This is a genomic window from Priestia sp. YIM B13490 (assembly GCF_042787735.1).
GTDB classification, from domain to species: domain Bacteria; phylum Bacillota; class Bacilli; order Bacillales; family Bacillaceae_H; genus Priestia; species Priestia megaterium.
The window spans coordinates 101,003-117,803 of record NZ_JBHZOT010000002.1 but is presented as its reverse complement, the minus strand read 5'-3'; the positions used below and the strand labels follow the sequence as shown (position 1 = coordinate 117,803).

Here is a 16,801-nt window from a genome sequence, read left to right as displayed (position 1 = left end):
CATGTCCGAATCCCCCAAAAACATACAAAAACTTATGGTTTTCTATCGAACGTTCATTCGTTAAAATAGAAGCAGGTGATGAAAATGAGAATACGAAAAAACTTACAAGAAGTAATGGATATCTTGCAAACGAATCCGTCATATCAAAAAAATATTGTTCATTGGCATACAATCGAAGAGAAAGAAGCTAAAACTGCGCCATTTCCGGCTCCTTTGCATACGAAACTGCGGCAAGCACTTGAGAACCGAGGAGTTGGTTCGCTTTATACGCATCAAAAAACAGCGTTTGATTTGGCGACAGCTAAGAAGAATGTTGTGGCTGTGACGCCGACAGCATCGGGGAAAACATTGTGCTACAACTTGCCAGTACTCCAAAGTATTATGGAGAATGATCAGGCTAGAGCTCTTTATTTGTTTCCAACAAAAGCCCTTGCCCAAGATCAAAAAAGTGAATTAAATGAAATCATTGAAGAAATGGAAGTACCAATCAATAGCTACACGTATGATGGAGATACTCCGGCAAATATCCGTCAAAAGGTAAGAAAAGCAGGTCATATTGTTATTACGAATCCAGATATGCTTCATTCAGCTATTTTACCTCATCATACTAAATGGGTATCACTGTTTGAAAACCTGCAGTACATTGTGATTGATGAACTTCATACGTACCGCGGTGTTTTTGGAAGCCACGTAGCCAACGTTATACGCCGGTTAAAGCGAATTTGCCGCTACTATGGAAGCAATCCTATCTTTATTTGTACATCAGCCACCATCGCTAACCCAAAAGAACTCGCTGAACATTTAACGGGAGCTCATGTTATGTTAGTAGATAACAACGGAGCGCCTAGCGGCCGCAAGCATTTTATTTTTTATAACCCGCCTATTGTTAATAAACCGTTAAACATTAGAAGAAGTGCTACGCTTGAAGTGCGAAATATTGCAGGAGAGTTTTTGAAAAATAAAATTCAAACGATTGTATTTGCACGAAGCCGAGTACGAGTAGAAATTATTTTAACGTATCTGCAGGAGCTCGTAAAAAACCAGCTTCAAAATAAGTCTATTCAAGGTTACCGCGGAGGATATTTGCCGAAGCAGCGACGGGAAATAGAAAGAGGACTTCGAGAGGGGAGTATTTACGGGGTAGTCAGTACGAATGCTTTAGAGCTAGGAGTGGATATCGGGCAGCTGCAGGTGTGCGTGATGACAGGTTATCCAGGCACGGTTGCAAGTGCTTGGCAGCAAGCAGGACGAGCAGGGAGACGTCACGGAGAAGCCGTCATTGTGATGGTCGCAAGTTCAAGTCCGCTTGATCAGTATATGATTCAGCATCCGGACTACTTTTTTAGCAGAAACCCAGAAACAGCTCGAATTAATCCTGATAATCTTGTTATTTTAGTCGATCATTTAAAATGTGCGTCCTATGAGCTGCCGTTTAAGCAGGGAGAAACATTTGATGGGGTAGAAATTGAAGATGTGCTGGAGTTTTTGCAAGAAGAGCGAGTGATTCATTTTAGCGGAGACAAATGGTACTGGATGAATGATTCGTTCCCAGCTCATAATATCAGTCTGCGTTCTGCATCCCAAGAAAATGTTGTCATCATTGATCAATCGGACGTTGCAAATGTGAAAGTAATTGGAGAAATGGATCGCTTTAGTGCCATGACGCTTCTTCATGATGAGGCGATTTACTTGCATCAAGGCATTCAGTATCAGGTAGAATACTTGGACTGGGATGAGAAAAAAGCGTATGTTCGTGAAGTCGATGTAGACTATTTCACCGATGCAAACTTAGCGGTTAACTTAAAGGTGCTAGAAGCTGATAAAGAACGGATGGAGAGAACATATTCAATTGGTTATGGCGATGTAATGGTCAGCGCTATGGCTACGATATTTAAAAAAATAAAGTTTGAGACGCATGAAAACATAGGGTCAGGTCCCATTTCACTTCCAGAAGAAGAGCTTCATACAAATGCCGTGTGGCTAAGCTTTGAAAAAGAACAGTTTTACGAATCTGAAGAACGATTGGAACAAGCGCTCATTTCCGTGGCAAATGCCCTTCAGTCAATTGCACCGCTTATGGTGATGTGCGATCCGTCTGATTTACATGTAGTGCCTCAGGTAAAAGCGGTGCACAACGAACAGCCGACTATCTTCTTATATGATCGATACCCGGGAGGCATTGGGCTAAGTGACAAAGTGTACGAACAAATGAATGATGTGCTAAGTCAAACCAATCAATTAATTGTAAATTGTTCTTGCGAAAGCGGCTGTCCGTCTTGTATCGGTATGGAAGCACAGGGAGAACGCGCAAAAAGCGATGCGCTCGTGCTGCTACAACAACTGCAAAGTAGGTGAACTCTTGTCTTTTAAAAATAAATTAAACCGTATGAAAAAGCATCTTCATGTTACAGAAGCAAAGCCGCCGGTTGAAAGTAACCCGCAGCGACCTAAGAGCGCATCTATTCCCTATGAGCAGGAATGGAAGGGGAATTATGCTGTGCCTTACTTTGCGGAAGACAGCTACTGTATGATTAGAGAAGTGGTTTACCCGCTCGACTACAAACATGGACATTATGAATTTAATGAGCTGAAAAAAGTAGTGGAAGTATGGAATCGGTCTACAGTTGCTCATCCGCTTTCATCGAAAGGCCACACATATTCAGATTTATTTTTCTTTGATACGGAAACGACGGGGCTTAGTACAGGTACGGGAACGACTATCTTTTTGCTAGGATATGCAAGGGTGCTAAAAGATTCCGTCGTTTTTCGTCAGCATATATTAACGGAGCCAAGTGGAGAAGTAGCATTTTACGAAAGTTTTTTAAAAGAAGTAGACTATACGACGCTTGTGACTTATAATGGGAAATCTTTCGATTGGCCTCACGTGAAGACTCGCCATACGCTATTGAGAGATCATTTGCCCAAGCTGCCTAAGTTCGGTCACTTTGATTTGCTGCATGCGTCAAGAAGGCTGTGGAAACACAAAATGAGTTCGGTGAAGCTTGCGAATGTCGAAAAAGAAATACTTGGAATTGAACGAGTTGATGATATTCCAGGTTTTTTAGCTCCCATGATTTATTTTGATTTTATTGAAACGAAGAATCCAAGAGGCTTATTCGATATTATGAAACATAATGAACATGATATTTTATCGCTTATTACCTTATACATTCATTTATCAAAGCATCTCCTTACTAGTGAGGAGTTTACAGAAAAAGAAACGTACGAAGTAGCAAGGTGGTACGAGCAGTTAGGGGAGAACAAGCACGCTTTCTCTCTTTATCAGGGCGTAGCAGAAAAAGAAAAAGAAGAGCATGAAAAAGCTCAGCTAGCGATGGCTTATCATTATAAAAAAGAGAAGAGTTGGAAAGAGGCAGTGGACATGTTTGAACCCTTGGTTCAAACATGTGAAGGTGACGTCGCTATAGAAGCATTGGTTGAGCTAGCTAAAATTTATGAGCATCGTCTCAAAGATGTTCATCAAGCACTTCTATATACTGAGCTAGCCTTGGAGAAGTGGAATCAACTCAGAGGAATGACTAAAAAAACGTCGAAGGAAGCGCTTGAAAAAAGACTTCTTAGACTAAAAAATAAATCAGCTAAAGCATAGACTTCAGCTGATTTATTTTAAAAAATTCAGAATTATTATTCTTTTGTTTTTGTAGATGTTTTATATTGTTCTATTTTTCAGTCATTGATAAAATTAGTCAATGTAAGACTTATTCTTACAGCTTAAAAATAGAACTTTGGTGAGATGGAGAGAGGCCCCATGAAAAATGTGATTTTAGTATCATTTTTCGCATTAATTTGTTTAACAGTAATTGTCTTAAGCAGTTTAAAAAATTCGTATAACTCCTTTATGTAGGTCAAAAATAGGTGTTTGTCTTAGTACATGTACATTGCCCTTCACATATTGTAATAGTGTAATAACTAAACAGTGAAAGGGGAAAAAGGATATGTATCCAAGACCAACAAAATGTATGCCACCAATTGTGCATCCAACAAAATGCTGCACGCAGTTTACTTCTCAGGAGGTAGTAGTACCTCACATTCATCCAAGTCATAATACATTGGTGAATCATACAAATGTGAAGCACGTACATTACTTCCCGCAAACGCAATCTGTTGTAAATGAAACTTCAAACCAACAGTTTTTTGGCGGCGCGCAGCAATATCCAACTCAAGTAGGAGGAGCAGGCTATCCAGGTCAAATGGGAGGCTATCCAAGTCAAGTAGCAGGTGCTGGTTATCCAGGTCAAGTAGCAGGTGCTGGTTATCCAGGTCAAATGGGAGGCTATCCAGGCCAAGTAGCAGGTGCTGGTTATCCAGGTCAAATGGGAGGCTATCCAGGTCAAGTGGCAGGAGCAGGCTACCCAGGTCAAGTAGCAGGTGCTAGTTATCCGGGACACAAAGGCTGTGGCCAAGGAAGCTGTCATACAAAAGGCGCGCATCAAGGACCAAATTCAGGGTATTTTAGATAATGTACGCTAATAGGAGCTGATTACATCAGTTCCTATTCTATTTTGTTACAAAGGAGTTATATAATGAAGGTGCTAACAGTTACCGGTTATAAGCCATTCGAACTTGGCATTTTTAATGAAAAACATCAAGGTATTACATATATAAAAAAAGCGCTCTATAAAAAATTACAGGAATTAGTAGAAGATGGATTAGAATGGGTATTGATTAGCGGCCAGCTAGGAGTAGAAATTTGGGCAGCAGAAGTGGTATTTGATCTTCAGCTCGATTATCCCGAGCTTCAGTTAGCTGTTTTAACACCGTTTTTGGAGCAAGAAGAAAAATGGAATGACGTCAATAAAGAATTGTATGAATTCGTCTTAAGTCAAGCAGATTATGTAGATAGCATCACAAAAAAGAAATATGAAAGTCCAGCACAGTTTCGGTTGAAAAATCAATTTTTAGTAGAAAAAAGTGAAGGTATTTGTTTAGTTTACGACGAAGAGCACGAAGGAAGTCCTCAGTATATGTTAGAAACGGCTAAAAAACGTGCTGAACGAGAAGAATACCCTATTATAATGGTGACGTCTCACGACTTACAGGATATCGTGGATGAAGAAAAATTTTCGTCTTTTTAACGCCACTTGGCGAAACATTTTAAAAGATAAATTGACATTTGAAGCTATTTTTGAAAAAATGAATTATAATAAAGATAAGGTTTATCGTATTCGAGGTGATAGAGATGTTAGCTGATAAAATCCGTTTAACGGCCAAAGAAATTTTAGAAAAAGAATTTAAAACAGGCATGAGAGGCTATAATCAAGAAGAAGTAGATAAGTATCTAGATTCTGTTATTAAAGATTATGAAGCATTTCATGAAGAAATTGAAGCATTACAAACCGAAAATTTACGCTTAAAAAAGCAAGTAGAAGAGTTATCTAAAAAGCCGCAACAACCTTCGTTTACCCCGCCGCCGGCTCAACAGCAGCAGCAAGCGGGTACGACAAACTTTGATATTTTAAAACGTTTGTCGAACTTAGAAAAACATGTGTTTGGAAGTAAATTATACGAATAACCTAAAAATAGGAGTTGCATTCAACTCCTATTTTTATTATACTAAGGAAAGTCGTTATCAATAACGTTCGGGTAATTGCTGCATCACATATGAGGATGTAGAGGAAAGTCCATGCTCGCACAGACTGCGATGTCTGTAGTGTTCGTGCCTAGCGAAGTCATAAGCTAGGGTAGCTGTTAAAAGCTAACGGCGGGGAAAAAGCCTAAGTCTTTTTTAAGATATGGCTTGACTACTCTGAAAGTGCCACAGTGACGAAGTCTTATCAGAAATGGTAAGAGTGGAACGAGGTAAACCCCTCGAGCGAGAAACCCAAATAATGGTAGGGGAACTTTCTGGAAGGAACTGAACGGAAGGAAGGACAAAATGGTTACATTTTGTAGATAGATAATTGCCACCGGAGTACGAGGTAGCTAGCCGCTTGCAGTACAATGGTACAAAACATGGCTTACAGAACGTTATTGAAAAGCAATCGACACTTGTTGTTATACACTATATTTTAATCCAACCCAGCTCTTCGTATAATGGAAGAGCTTTTTTTATGTCAAAATGACAGCTTATCATAAGCTGTCATTTTTTTGTACAGTCAGACTGAGCTTGTTGTCAGCCTCAGGTCTTAGGAGAAAATAAAGCTTTAGCTCGTTTTGAAAAAACGTCATAATCCTTAAACTAAGTATATAGATAAGCGAAAGGAGGAGACAAAATGAAAAAAGTTGGTTTGTTTTTGATTGGAGCGGTAGCTGCTATCGTTCTTCTTGCAAATGCCGGTCCGATGGTAGGGCTTGCACTTGGCTTGGTTATTTTGTACGTAGCATTTAAAGGGTTTGTTAAAGCAGAGACCCCCTTTAAAAAATGGCTCTGGGGGTTTATTGGTGTTGTCGTACTCTTAACAACTGTTTCAAACCTCCCGGCCCTTGCTGGTATCATCGCAGCAGTCGTACTTTACATTGTATATAAAAAGTGGAACAGCAGCAGCCCTATAAAAACGGAAAAAGAAGATCCGTTTAAGCATTTTGAACGTCAGTGGGCTGACTTAAATCAAAAATAATAAAAGTTTACTTTATTATCTAAGGAGATGAACAAAATGAGAAACTTATTTACTCGAATGAAAGAAACGATTTCTGCAGACCTTCATCAATTGCTTGATCACAAAGAACAAAAAAATCCAATTGCTGCACTAAACCACTATTTGCGTCAATGCGAGCAGGAGACCGAAAAGGTAAGGCAGCTTGTTGAGCGACAGCACACGTTAAAAGAACAGTTTAATCGCGAATATCATCTGGCCCTTGACATGATGAAAAAGCGCCATGAACAAGCACAAGTAGCACAAGCAGCTGAAGAAGCGGAATTACATGAATTTATTTTAAAAGAACATGCTCACTACGAAGAGAGAGCAAAGCGCGTAAAAGAATCTTATGAAGATGCATCCAAGCAGTTAGAAGAGCTCGAACAAAAGTATGAAGAAATGAAGCATAAGGTAAAAGATATGCATATTCGCCGTATGGAACTAATGGGGCGCGAAAATATTGCTCGTGCGCATCATCGTATGAATTCAGTAATGAAAACAGAAGCATCTTATACGTCTTACAGCCAGTTTGACGAAATGGAAACCTATATTGACCAGCTTGAAAATCAAATTAATACAAATTACTATAGACAAACGGTAGACAGCAAGATTGCTGAATTAGAAAAAAGAGTAAAATCATCGTAAAAAATCAGTGTTTCTGCATAAAACATGGTATTCTAAAAAAGGCGTAGGTTTCTGCGTCTTTTTAAGGTGGGAGAATAGATACCTGCGGCATCCAAAGAACGCTATGTCATCTACGAGGAGAAGGGAGAGAGAGCTGTGCAAAGCGTAAACAAAACAGAATCTCTTATGTTCATTTTTATTTGCAGTTTATTTGTCCTGTTTATTGAAATTATGTTTTTTCACAGCGGCTTGATCTTTTCTGTATTAATTGCCGGTGCGTTCATGTATATTGGGCGAAAAAAAATGAGAAGAAAACTAGGGCGCATTTTATTTTGGATTGGCGTTATTGGGCTTGTGTTGAATATATTTAATACGGTTGCCTTTAAGTTTTTAGTTATTGCTCTTTTTCTGTATTTTTTACTTAGATTTATTCAATCAAGAAAGCATCCGGTTGAATTCAGACCAACTGACGAATTTACCCAGCAGCCAAACCAAAGTTTGGTGCAGGTCCGGCCGGTTTTGACGAATAAACTTCTTGGTAGTCAAAGAACCGAAGACTCCGTATACGAATGGGATGATATTAATATTCAAAGCGTATGGGGCGACATTGTGGTTGATTTAAGCAATACCGTTCTGCCAAAAGGCGATGCGGTTATTTTTATTCGTCAAGTGTTTGGAAATATTAAAGTGCTTATTCCTTACGAAACGGAAGTATCTGTGAATCATTCTAAACTAGCAGGAAACGTAACGGTTTTTGGACATCAGCGCGGCTTTTCGTTCAATGAAAATTTGTCTATCAAAACAGAGGAATTTGATCAATCTGCTCATAGGGTGAAGATTGTTACAACTGTTGTGATTGGAGATTTAGAGGTGCAAAGGATATGAGTATTCTTCAACGGCAGTTATTATGGGGGATTTTCCTAAGTTTTTTTGTATTTGTATCCGTGCTCCTTACCGTGTTTTTTGCATATCCTGTTTTTCAACTTAGCGACTTATGGAAAACAAGCGTATTTGGCATGCCTTTTGTGCTGTTTTCCTTCAGTTTGAGCCTTACGATTGGAAGCGTGATTGGAGGAATCATGGGGTTTATGTGGAGACAGCAGTGGACATATGTTGAAAACCGATTATATGAAATAGAAAATGGCCACCGGCATATGTCGGCAAATGAACCGCTTATTCAAGAAACGTCTCGAATTATAAGCCGTTTAAATAAAGTAGATCATAAAATGATTCTTCAAGCACAGCAATCTCAAAAGATGGCAACGGAAAAAGTGGAAAATCAGCAAAAGCAAGTGCAAGAAATTGTTTCTCAGGAACGAAATCGGCTTGCTAGAGAACTGCATGACTCCGTTAGTCAGCAGCTATTTGCCGCTTCGATGCTTATGTCTGCTATTACGGAGTCCAATCTTAGGCTGCAAGACTCTGAAGCTAAGCAATTAAAGATGGTTGAAAAAATGATTAACCAATCACAGCTTGAAATGAGGGCTTTGCTTCTTCATCTTCGTCCTGCAGCATTAAAAGGAAAATCGCTACAGGCTGGAATGAAAGAACTGATGAATGAGCTTGCTCAAAAAGTACCGCTTGAATTAAATTGGAAAATAGAAGGATTTGAACTTGATAAAGGCATTGAAGACCACTTGTTTAGAATTTTGCAAGAATCCGTATCAAATACGCTGCGTCATGCCAATGCAACAGCTTTAGATGTGTTGCTGATTAAACGTGACTTTTCCATTATTTTACGTATTGTTGATAATGGAGTTGGTTTTGATGTAGAAAAGGAAAAAGTCGGATCGTACGGTCTGCAAAATATGTACGAACGCGCAGTTGAAATTGGGGGCCTATTAAAAATTATTAGCTTGCCCGACAAAGGAACAAAGCTAGAAGTAAAAGTACCGTTAGTAGAAAGAGAGGAGAAGCAAAATGATTAATGTACTGTTAGTGGATGACCATGAAATGGTTCGTATTGGCGTAGGAGCGTATTTATCGGCTCAAGCAGACATCCATGTAATAGCTGAAGCAGCAAACGGCCAACAGGCCGTTGAATTAGGGCTTCAGCTGCGCCCGGATATTATTTTAATGGATTTAGTCATGGAAGAAATGGACGGGATTGAAGCAACAAAACAACTGATTAAGCAGTGGCCAGAAGCGAAAGTGATCATTGTCACTAGCTTTCTAGATGATGAAAAAGTATATCCCGCTCTAGAGGCAGGGGCAACAAGCTACTTATTAAAAACGTCTAAAGCAGGAGAAATTGCAGCTGCTATTCGCCGTACATATGAGGGGCAATCTGTATTAGAGCCCGAAGTAACCGGTAAAATGATGTCTAAAATGAGAAAACCGTCTTTACCTCATGAAGAACTGACGGCTCGTGAAATGGAAATTTTACTGCTAATGACACAAGGCAAAACAAATCAAGAGATTGCAGACGAATTATTTATTGCGCTAAAGACGGTAAAAACACATGTGAGCAATTTGTTAAGTAAGCTGGATGTACAGGACCGGACTCAAGCCGTCATCTACGCCTTTAAACACAAATTAGCGCAGTGAGAATCGTTATTCAAAAGAGAATAACGATTTTTTTTGTGAAAAACCTATTTTTTTGCATGTATTCATTATAAAATAGCGATATGCGTAAAGGCAAACGCTTACGTAAAAGCACTATTTTGAGGGGTTGAGCACATGGAAAAGAAATGGTGGAAAGAAGCTGTTGCGTATCAAATCTACCCGCGAAGCTTCATGGATTCAAACGGCGACGGAATTGGTGACATTCAAGGGGTTATTTCAAAATTAGACTATTTATCTGATCTTGGAATTGATGTCATTTGGATTTGCCCGATTTATCAGTCTCCTAACGACGATAATGGCTACGATATCAGTGATTATAAAGATATTATGAAAGATTTCGGAACAATGGAAGACTTTGATGAGCTGCTAGATGAAGTTCACCATCGCGGAATGAAGCTGATTATGGATTTAGTTATTAATCATACTTCAGATGAACACCCTTGGTTTTTAGAGTCCAGGTCTTCTAAAGAGAATCCATATCGTGATTATTATATTTGGCACGAAGGTAAAGATGGCAAAGAGCCAAACAACTGGGAATCTATTTTTAGCGGATCAGCTTGGGAGTTAGACGAAAAGACAAAAGAATATTACATGCACGTATTTTCTAAAAAACAGCCCGATTTAAACTGGGAAAATGAAAAAGTACGTCATGAGCTTTATGAAATGGTTAACTGGTGGTTAGATAAAGGAATTGACGGTTTTCGTGTAGATGCTATTTCGCATATTAAGAAAGTGGCCGGCTTCCCAGACCTACCGAACCCTGAAAAACTAGATTATGTGCCATCGTTTGAAGGGCATATGAATCGACCGGGAATTCAAGAACATTTAAAAGAGCTAAAAGAAAATACGTTTGCCAAATATGATATTATGACGGTTGGAGAGGCAAATGGTGTAACATCGGACAGCGCAGATGAGTGGGTAGCTGAAGATGGCGGAAACTTCAATATGATTTTTCAGTTCGAGCATATGGGACTATGGGATAAAGGAGAAGAAAAACCGCTTGATTTAATCGAGTTAAAAACGATTTTAACTAATTGGCAAAATGGTTTAGAAAAAATCAACGGCTGGAACGCTTTATATTTAGAAAATCATGACCAAATTCGTTCTGTAAATAAATTCGGCAGCGTAGCTTACCGAGTAGAAAGTGCAAAGTGCTTAGCTGCACTATACTTTTTAATGAAAGGAACACCGTTTATTTATCAAGGACAAGAACTTGGAATGACCAATGTTAAGTTTGATTCTATTGACGATTATGATGATGTTGGTATGATTAACTACTACCGTATCCAGCGTGAAAAAGGCGATACACATGACGAGATTATGAAAGTGATTTGGGAAACAGGCCGCGATAATTCAAGAACGCCAATGCAGTGGAATACAGAAAGAAATGCAGGGTTTTCTACTGGTACCCCTTGGATGAAGGTGAATCCAAATTACGTAGATATTAACGTAGAAGAGCAGAAAATTGATGAAAATTCGGTGCTGAATTTTTACAAACAGCTCATTAAAATTAGAAAACAGCATGATGTGTTAGTATATGGAACTTATAAGCTATTGGCAGAAGAAGATTCCGCTATTTACGCGTATACGCGAACATTAGAAGGTAAAACCGCTGTTGTTATTTGTAATATGTCACCGAAAAATCAAACGTTCGAGTTTCTTTCAGAGAGCTCGTTTTCAAACAGAGAAGTGCTGATTCATAATTATCCGTTGGATAAAAATGAAACGCTTGAAAAATGTACGCTGCACCCATATGAAACACGTGTATACTTACTTTCATAAACAAGTTGAGCAACCGATTGCGCAATCTTAAAGTGAAAAGCTTTTAAAAACACATTTATAGGCGACATAGGTGAAGAAACTGCTGGCTCTATCCAAAGCCAGCAGTTTTTGCATTTTAATAAAAAGACGGAGAAAGCTTTGACTACGGCGCATGTATATGGTACTTTTACACTTAGTGTAGATAATTAGAAACAAAATGAGGTTGAAAAATGGCGAAATATAAAATTATTGCAACAGCAGCAATGGGTATTGAAGCACTGGTCGCTAAAGAAGTGCGTGCTTTAGGATATGACTGTGAAGTAGATAATGGCAAGGTTATTTTTGAAGGGGACGAGCTCGCAATTGCTCGCTGCAATTTATGGCTTCGTACAGCAGATCGAATTAAAGTGCAGGTTGGACAGTTCAAAGCTCGTACGTTTGATGAGCTTTTTGAACAAACAAAAGCATTAAATTGGGGAGATTATTTGCCCGTAGATGCACAGTTTCCTGTATCGGGAAAATCAGTTAAATCTAAATTGTTCAGCGTATCAGATTGTCAAAGCATTGTGAAAAAAGCAATTGTTGACAGCATGAAAAAACATTATAACAAAACAACAGGCTGGCTCGAAGAAACAGGGTCAACGTTTAAAATTGAAGTAGCGCTATTAAAAGATGTTGCTACATTAACAATTGACGCAAGCGGTGCAGGACTTCATAAGCGCGGTTACCGCGTTGGGCAAGGGGAAGCTCCTTTAAAAGAAACGCTGGCAGCGGCTCTAATTATGCTAACGCCGTGGAATGCGGATCGTCCGTTTGTCGATGTTTTTTGCGGTTCAGGTACAATTGCTATCGAAGCAGCGCTTATCGGTCAAAATATTGCACCAGGATTTAACCGTGACTTCTTATCAGAAGAATGGCCATGGATGTCAGCAAGTATTTGGGACAAAGCGCGCGAAGAAGCAGAAGACTTAGCGAACTACGACCAAGTGCTAGATATTGCTGGTCATGATATTGACCATCGTATGGTAAAAGTAGCGGAGCAAAATGCATTTGAAGCTGGACTTGGAGATTTAATTCAATTTAAGCAAATGCAAGTGCGCGATTTTACGACGCCGAAAGAATATGGAATTATTATTGGTAACCCTCCGTACGGCGAACGTTTAAGCGATCGTCCTTCTGTTGAAAAAATGTACGCTGAAATGGGCGAAGCGTTTTCTAAGCTTGATACGTGGTCGATTTATATGCTTACATCTCATGAACAATTTGAACAATACTACGGTAAAAAAGCAACGAAAAAACGCAAATTGTTTAACGGGTTTATTAAAACAGACTACTATCAATATTGGGGACCTCGTCCTCCACGCAACGATCAATAAATACAAAAGCCAAGCGGTGTAAAAACCAGCTTGGCTTTTGTACGTTATTTCTTTTTCAAACCTCGATAAGCTAGCATTCCAAACATGCCTATACCGAGCACGACAATTAATAAAATAAACCAAAATGTAGCATTAAGCAGGTATTTATATAGTCCGTCATAATAATCATGCATATACTCACCCCATTATGTTTTTTATAGTATGAGCGAGTAGCAGGGCAATATATGTATTCATTTCTTTTCAATAGCAGGCCTAAAACGAGAAATGATTAGCTTATTTCTAACATACTTACGAAAGGGAAATCTCATACTAAAACCTAAGAGGTGATAAAATGAGAAAAAATCGATCAGCACGGATTTTTGGGGGGCTGATGCTTCTTTCATGGTTAACCATCCCTTTTATAGGACGACAGCATATTAAGCGCTATTTATCATCTACTATGTTTATTTCCTTTTTAATTATGGTTGAAAGCTATATTGCTGAAAAAAAGAAGTGGTGGATATTTCCTAATCCTCCTCATCCATATCTAACAGGTGAAGCTGCTTTACTTTTAGGTCCATTTTTAGCAGGTTCTTTATGGATTGAAAAGTTCACATATGGCCATTTTGGAAGGTATATGTTATTAAATGCAATCGTAGATACATTTTTTGTTTATCCTTTTCAACGAGCTATGAGCCGTGCAAAGCTTTTTAGGGTAGGCACATTTAAAGAGTACCATTTGCTAGGTATCTTTCTGTTGAAAGCTGCTTTAATGTACGTTTACCAACATCTAGTAGTAGAGAAACCGAAACCTCAGCGTGCTTTTTAAAAAAATCCTATCGAATAAAGGGGCAGGCAGGGAAACGTGATTTTCTTGCCTGCTATTTTAATGCCCCAGATGTCATTCCTGAAATGAAATGCTTTTGCAAAAACACGTACGCAATCAATAATGGGATAGAAGAAAGAACGACTGCTGAAAACAGCATAGGGTAATTAGTCAGAAATTCCCCTTGAAAGTCCAATAGTGCAATAGGCAGCGTTTTTACTTCTTTAGATTTTAACAACAGCAAAGGGAATAACAGATCATTCCACACAATCACAAACGAAAAAATTCCTACTGTAGCCATTGATGGTATTGAGAGTCGAAGAGCGATTTTTGAATATATTTTCCACTCTGACGCTCCGTCCATGCGAGCAGCTTCGAATAGTTCCCTTGGCAAAGTTTTCATAAAGCCCGTGATAATAAACACACCGATGGGAAGCAAAAAACTTATGGAGACGATAATGACGCCTGTTAGCGTATTGACGAGTCCAAGCTTATTCATCAGCAAAAAGACAGGAATCATATTGACTTGAGTAGGGACAATCATTCCGCAAACAAAAAAGCCGTATACAATCCATCCAAGCTTTTGAGGTAGCTGAATAATAGCATAAGCAATCATGCTTGAAAACCATAGAATAAAAAACGTGCTAAAGACGGTAACAATCACGCTGTTTTTAATATAGCCAAAGATGGGTTCATTGACGAGCAGCTGTTTATAATTTTCAATATTCCAGCCTGCTGGTAATCCGATTGGGTTGCTGTAAAGTTCAGGCGTTGTTTTAAAGGTTGTTAATAAAACCAAGCTTAAGGGCAACAGAATGATCAAACCGTATATCCCTAAAATCAGTTGTCTGAATGGGTTTTGTTTCATAAAAGAATCTCCTTTTACATTTTGGTCAAGCGAAGTACGCGAAATTGAAGAAACGTTAAAAGAGCAATTACAATCATAAATACAACTGAAATGGCAGAGGCATAGCCGAAACGAAAATTAATAAAAGCTTCGTGATAAAGAAGTGTCGAAAGAATTTCAGTTGAGTTGGAGGGACCTCCATTTGTCATTGCAATGATTAAATCAAATGCTTTAAAACTTTGTATGGTCGTATAAGCTACAACCATTGTCGTAGCTGGAGCTAACAGAGGCCACGTAATGCGCTTGAATTTTTGCCATCGTGTTGCTCCATCAATACTAGCAGCTTCATATAACTCACTGGGAATAGCTTGAATTCCAGCTACAAAAATAATAAGCATTTGACCAGTATGTGCCCAAAATTGTACAAAAGCCAAGCTGTAAATTGCGATATGTCCATTTCCAATCCAAGACTGGGTCCAATGCTCAAGGCCTATTTTACTTAAAAATAGGTTAACTCCTCCAATGTTGGGGTCATACATAAAGTTCCACGTGAAGGCAATCGACACGGACGAAATAATCGTCGGTACAAAAAAGAGTGAGCGATAAAATGTATTCCATGCAGAATTTTTATAAAGTAAAAGTGCAAATCCCAAGCTCAATAACGTTTGAAAGATCAGCACGCCAATTGTGAACTTTAAGTTGTTTGTAAGAGACTGTGTAAAAATAGCATCGTTTGTTAAAATTTCTTTGAAGTTTTGAAGCCCTACAAATGAGAACTGAGAAGACAATCCATTCCAATCAGTTATGCTTAAAAATAAAGCAGAAAGCGTTGGCAAGGCAAAGAAAACAGTATATATGATAAAGCCGGGAAGTAAAAACAACCATAGATGTCGGCTTTTAGAGATACTTTTAAATGAAAAGAGAGGAAAAGAGAACGAAGGGGTTCTCTTTTCTTCTTCTTGAATAGACGTATTAGTTTTTAGCGACACGTTCTACCTCTCCTTGTGCTTTTTCAGCAGCTTTTTTCGCTGACATACCGGATAGTACGTCCTGTACAGATGTTTCAACAGCTTTTGATACGCGCTCATTTAAAATTGTAAATCGAGGTTGGAAGACCGTTTTTTTGTCTTTCCATTTTGCGCTTTCTTTGAGTTCAGGTGAATCATATTTCACGTCTTTGACCGTTAATAACTGGCCAGTAGCATTCGCATACTCAGAAGAAATCTTTGGATCTGCAAGGAAAGTTAAAAATTTCTCAGCAGCTTCTTTGTGTTTTGATTTTTCAGCAACACCTAATAAGAATGTCGTGGTATGAACACCTTCGTATTTTGCTTTATCTTGATTCACTGTAATCGGTGCAAGCAAACCTTGATCAATCTTCGGATTTTGCTGTTTGACTGTAGCCATCATATAAGAACCTTGAGCAAGCATTGCTCCTTTTTCCTGAGCAAAAAGTGCTGCAGCACTTTCTTTTTTCGTACCAAGAGCATCTTTTTGGAAGTAACCTTTGTCATTTAATTCTTTAATTTGAGATAGGGTTTTGGTAAACCATTCATCAGTTAGCTTGCGCTTGCCCGTTTCTACTTCATGAAGGGCGTTGTTTGTAGGTTCGTTATTCATAATCATGGGATTAATAAATTGAGAAGGACTTACGTCTCCTGAAAATAAGATCGGCGTGTATCCATTTTTCTTTAATGTTTCAGCTGTTTTTAAAAAGCTATTCCAATCTTTAGGAACATCTAAATTTAATTTTTCAAAAATGCCTTTGTTATAGACAGGGATGTTATAGACTAGCTGATAAGGAAGAGCATATTGCGTATTATCCGCTTTACCCGCTTGGATTAGCTTTTCGTCAAATTTGCTGAGTAAGTTTTGGTCGTCCAGCTTTGCAAAACCGTTTGCTTTGCGAATCGTTTCAAATTGACTTCCTGGAAAACTAGCAAATACATCGATACCTTCTCCAGATAGTAGAGATCCTTGAATTTGTGATTGATAGGAATCAGAAGGAAAGACGGTCATTTCTACATGAATGTTTGGATTTTTCTTTTCAAATTGCTCAATGATAGAATCAAAAGCTTTCGAATCTTCTCCTCGCCAATGCGTAAAGTTAATGGTTACTTTTTTAGAAGAGTCGCTGCTGTCGCCGCTTGTTGAACTGTTTTTGCCGCAGCCCGCGATGATCACGGTGAGCATTGCTAACAGAATTAATAATTTTTTCATTTTAGTT

At 38.7% G+C, this 16,801-nt stretch carries 17 protein-coding genes and 1 other RNA gene; 14 read left to right on the top strand and 4 right to left on the bottom strand.

Going from position 1 to position 16,801, the window contains the following annotated elements:
- The first annotated feature begins 84 nt into the window (after positions 1-84).
- From ACFX4R_RS06005 to ACFX4R_RS05945, 13 genes are all read left to right on the top strand, one after another.
- Complete coding sequence (locus ACFX4R_RS06005; RefSeq protein WP_377569127.1) at positions 85-2,355, top strand: DEAD/DEAH box helicase; 2,271 nt, start codon at positions 85-87, stop codon at positions 2,353-2,355.
- A gap of 4 nt (positions 2,356-2,359) precedes the next feature.
- Positions 2,360-3,610: a ribonuclease H-like domain-containing protein gene (locus ACFX4R_RS06000; RefSeq protein ID WP_162213877.1), complete on the top strand. Its 1,251-nt coding sequence runs from the start codon at positions 2,360-2,362 to the stop codon at positions 3,608-3,610.
- Between the two features lie 346 nt (positions 3,611-3,956).
- On the top strand, positions 3,957-4,481 hold the full coding sequence (locus ACFX4R_RS05995; protein WP_165575377.1) for a CotD family spore coat protein: 525 nt from the start codon (positions 3,957-3,959) through the stop codon (positions 4,479-4,481).
- Positions 4,482-4,544: 63 nt separating this feature from the next.
- The gene (locus tag ACFX4R_RS05990) at positions 4,545-5,096 is read left to right on the top strand and encodes an SLOG family protein (protein WP_043979456.1); all 552 of its coding nucleotides are present in this window, start codon (positions 4,545-4,547) and stop codon (positions 5,094-5,096) included.
- Between the two features lie 104 nt (positions 5,097-5,200).
- On the top strand, positions 5,201-5,533 hold the full coding sequence (gpsB, locus tag ACFX4R_RS05985) for a cell division regulator GpsB (protein WP_013056140.1): 333 nt from the start codon (positions 5,201-5,203) through the stop codon (positions 5,531-5,533).
- Between the two features lie 63 nt (positions 5,534-5,596).
- Positions 5,597-5,986: RNase P RNA component class B (gene rnpB, locus ACFX4R_RS05980), an RNA gene on the top strand.
- A gap of 247 nt (positions 5,987-6,233) precedes the next feature.
- Positions 6,234-6,578: a lmo0954 family membrane protein gene (locus ACFX4R_RS05975; protein ID WP_014460940.1), complete on the top strand. Its 345-nt coding sequence runs from the start codon at positions 6,234-6,236 to the stop codon at positions 6,576-6,578.
- Positions 6,579-6,614: 36 nt separating this feature from the next.
- On the top strand, positions 6,615-7,241 hold the full coding sequence (locus ACFX4R_RS05970; protein ID WP_013056142.1) for a PspA/IM30 family protein: 627 nt from the start codon (positions 6,615-6,617) through the stop codon (positions 7,239-7,241).
- A 135-nt stretch (positions 7,242-7,376) separates the two neighbouring features.
- Positions 7,377-8,105: a cell wall-active antibiotics response protein LiaF gene (gene liaF / locus ACFX4R_RS05965; protein ID WP_013082358.1), complete on the top strand. Its 729-nt coding sequence runs from the start codon at positions 7,377-7,379 to the stop codon at positions 8,103-8,105.
- Complete coding sequence (locus ACFX4R_RS05960) at positions 8,102-9,148, top strand: sensor histidine kinase (RefSeq protein ID WP_097823965.1); 1,047 nt, start codon at positions 8,102-8,104, stop codon at positions 9,146-9,148. Before liaF ends, ACFX4R_RS05960 begins: the two co-directional genes overlap by 4 nt.
- Positions 9,141-9,767, top strand: a complete 627-nt coding sequence (locus tag ACFX4R_RS05955; RefSeq protein ID WP_013082360.1) for a response regulator — start codon at positions 9,141-9,143, stop codon at positions 9,765-9,767. The genes ACFX4R_RS05960 and ACFX4R_RS05955 overlap by 8 nt, the downstream gene beginning before the upstream one ends.
- A gap of 132 nt (positions 9,768-9,899) precedes the next feature.
- Positions 9,900-11,567, top strand: a complete 1,668-nt coding sequence (locus ACFX4R_RS05950) for a glycoside hydrolase family 13 protein (RefSeq protein WP_323618616.1) — start codon at positions 9,900-9,902, stop codon at positions 11,565-11,567.
- Positions 11,568-11,776: 209 nt separating this feature from the next.
- The gene (locus ACFX4R_RS05945; protein WP_025749346.1) at positions 11,777-12,922 is read left to right on the top strand and encodes a THUMP domain-containing class I SAM-dependent RNA methyltransferase; all 1,146 of its coding nucleotides are present in this window, start codon (positions 11,777-11,779) and stop codon (positions 12,920-12,922) included.
- A gap of 44 nt (positions 12,923-12,966) precedes the next feature.
- On the opposite strand, the gene ACFX4R_RS05940 is transcribed toward ACFX4R_RS05945, so the two are convergent.
- Positions 12,967-13,095 (bottom strand): hypothetical protein, encoded by a 129-nt coding sequence (locus ACFX4R_RS05940; protein WP_013056148.1) that lies wholly within the window; start codon positions 13,093-13,095, stop codon positions 12,967-12,969.
- Between the two features lie 158 nt (positions 13,096-13,253).
- Here ACFX4R_RS05940 and ACFX4R_RS05935 point away from each other — a divergent pair, with 158 nt between their 5' ends.
- Entirely contained in the window at positions 13,254-13,730 is a 477-nt protein-coding gene (locus tag ACFX4R_RS05935; protein WP_323618617.1) for a hypothetical protein, read from the top strand.
- Between the two features lie 52 nt (positions 13,731-13,782).
- On the opposite strand, the gene ACFX4R_RS05930 is transcribed toward ACFX4R_RS05935, so the two are convergent.
- The 3 genes from ACFX4R_RS05930 to ACFX4R_RS05920 are packed head-to-tail and all read right to left on the bottom strand — an operon-like array spanning position 13,783 to position 16,794.
- Complete coding sequence (locus ACFX4R_RS05930; protein ID WP_013056150.1) at positions 13,783-14,595, bottom strand: carbohydrate ABC transporter permease; 813 nt, start codon at positions 14,593-14,595, stop codon at positions 13,783-13,785.
- 14 nt (positions 14,596-14,609) lie between these two features.
- Entirely contained in the window at positions 14,610-15,563 is a 954-nt protein-coding gene (locus tag ACFX4R_RS05925; protein WP_043979440.1) for a carbohydrate ABC transporter permease, read from the bottom strand.
- Positions 15,547-16,794, bottom strand: coding sequence for an ABC transporter substrate-binding protein (locus ACFX4R_RS05920; protein ID WP_097823962.1), 1,248 nt, complete (start codon positions 16,792-16,794; stop codon positions 15,547-15,549). The genes ACFX4R_RS05925 and ACFX4R_RS05920 overlap by 17 nt, the downstream gene beginning before the upstream one ends.
- Positions 16,795-16,801: the final 7 nt, after the last annotated feature.

Coding starts and splice junctions, on each gene's coding strand:
- ACFX4R_RS05945 (WP_025749346.1), top strand. CDS start 11,777: ATGGCGAAATATAAAATTATTGCAACAGCAGCAATGGGTATTGAAGCA.
- ACFX4R_RS05995 (WP_165575377.1), top strand. CDS start 3,957: ATGTATCCAAGACCAACAAAATGTATGCCACCAATTGTGCATCCAACA.
- ACFX4R_RS06005 (WP_377569127.1), top strand. CDS start 85: ATGAGAATACGAAAAAACTTACAAGAAGTAATGGATATCTTGCAAACG.
- ACFX4R_RS05960 (WP_097823965.1), top strand. CDS start 8,102: ATGAGTATTCTTCAACGGCAGTTATTATGGGGGATTTTCCTAAGTTTT.
- ACFX4R_RS05970 (WP_013056142.1), top strand. CDS start 6,615: ATGAGAAACTTATTTACTCGAATGAAAGAAACGATTTCTGCAGACCTT.
- gpsB (WP_013056140.1), top strand. CDS start 5,201: ATGTTAGCTGATAAAATCCGTTTAACGGCCAAAGAAATTTTAGAAAAA.
- ACFX4R_RS05975 (WP_014460940.1), top strand. CDS start 6,234: ATGAAAAAAGTTGGTTTGTTTTTGATTGGAGCGGTAGCTGCTATCGTT.
- ACFX4R_RS05930 (WP_013056150.1), bottom strand. CDS start 14,595: ATGAAACAAAACCCATTCAGACAACTGATTTTAGGGATATACGGTTTG.
- ACFX4R_RS05955 (WP_013082360.1), top strand. CDS start 9,141: ATGATTAATGTACTGTTAGTGGATGACCATGAAATGGTTCGTATTGGC.
- ACFX4R_RS05920 (WP_097823962.1), bottom strand. CDS start 16,794: ATGAAAAAATTATTAATTCTGTTAGCAATGCTCACCGTGATCATCGCG.
- ACFX4R_RS05950 (WP_323618616.1), top strand. CDS start 9,900: ATGGAAAAGAAATGGTGGAAAGAAGCTGTTGCGTATCAAATCTACCCG.
- ACFX4R_RS05990 (WP_043979456.1), top strand. CDS start 4,545: ATGAAGGTGCTAACAGTTACCGGTTATAAGCCATTCGAACTTGGCATT.
- ACFX4R_RS05940 (WP_013056148.1), bottom strand. CDS start 13,095: ATGCATGATTATTATGACGGACTATATAAATACCTGCTTAATGCTACA.
- ACFX4R_RS05935 (WP_323618617.1), top strand. CDS start 13,254: ATGAGAAAAAATCGATCAGCACGGATTTTTGGGGGGCTGATGCTTCTT.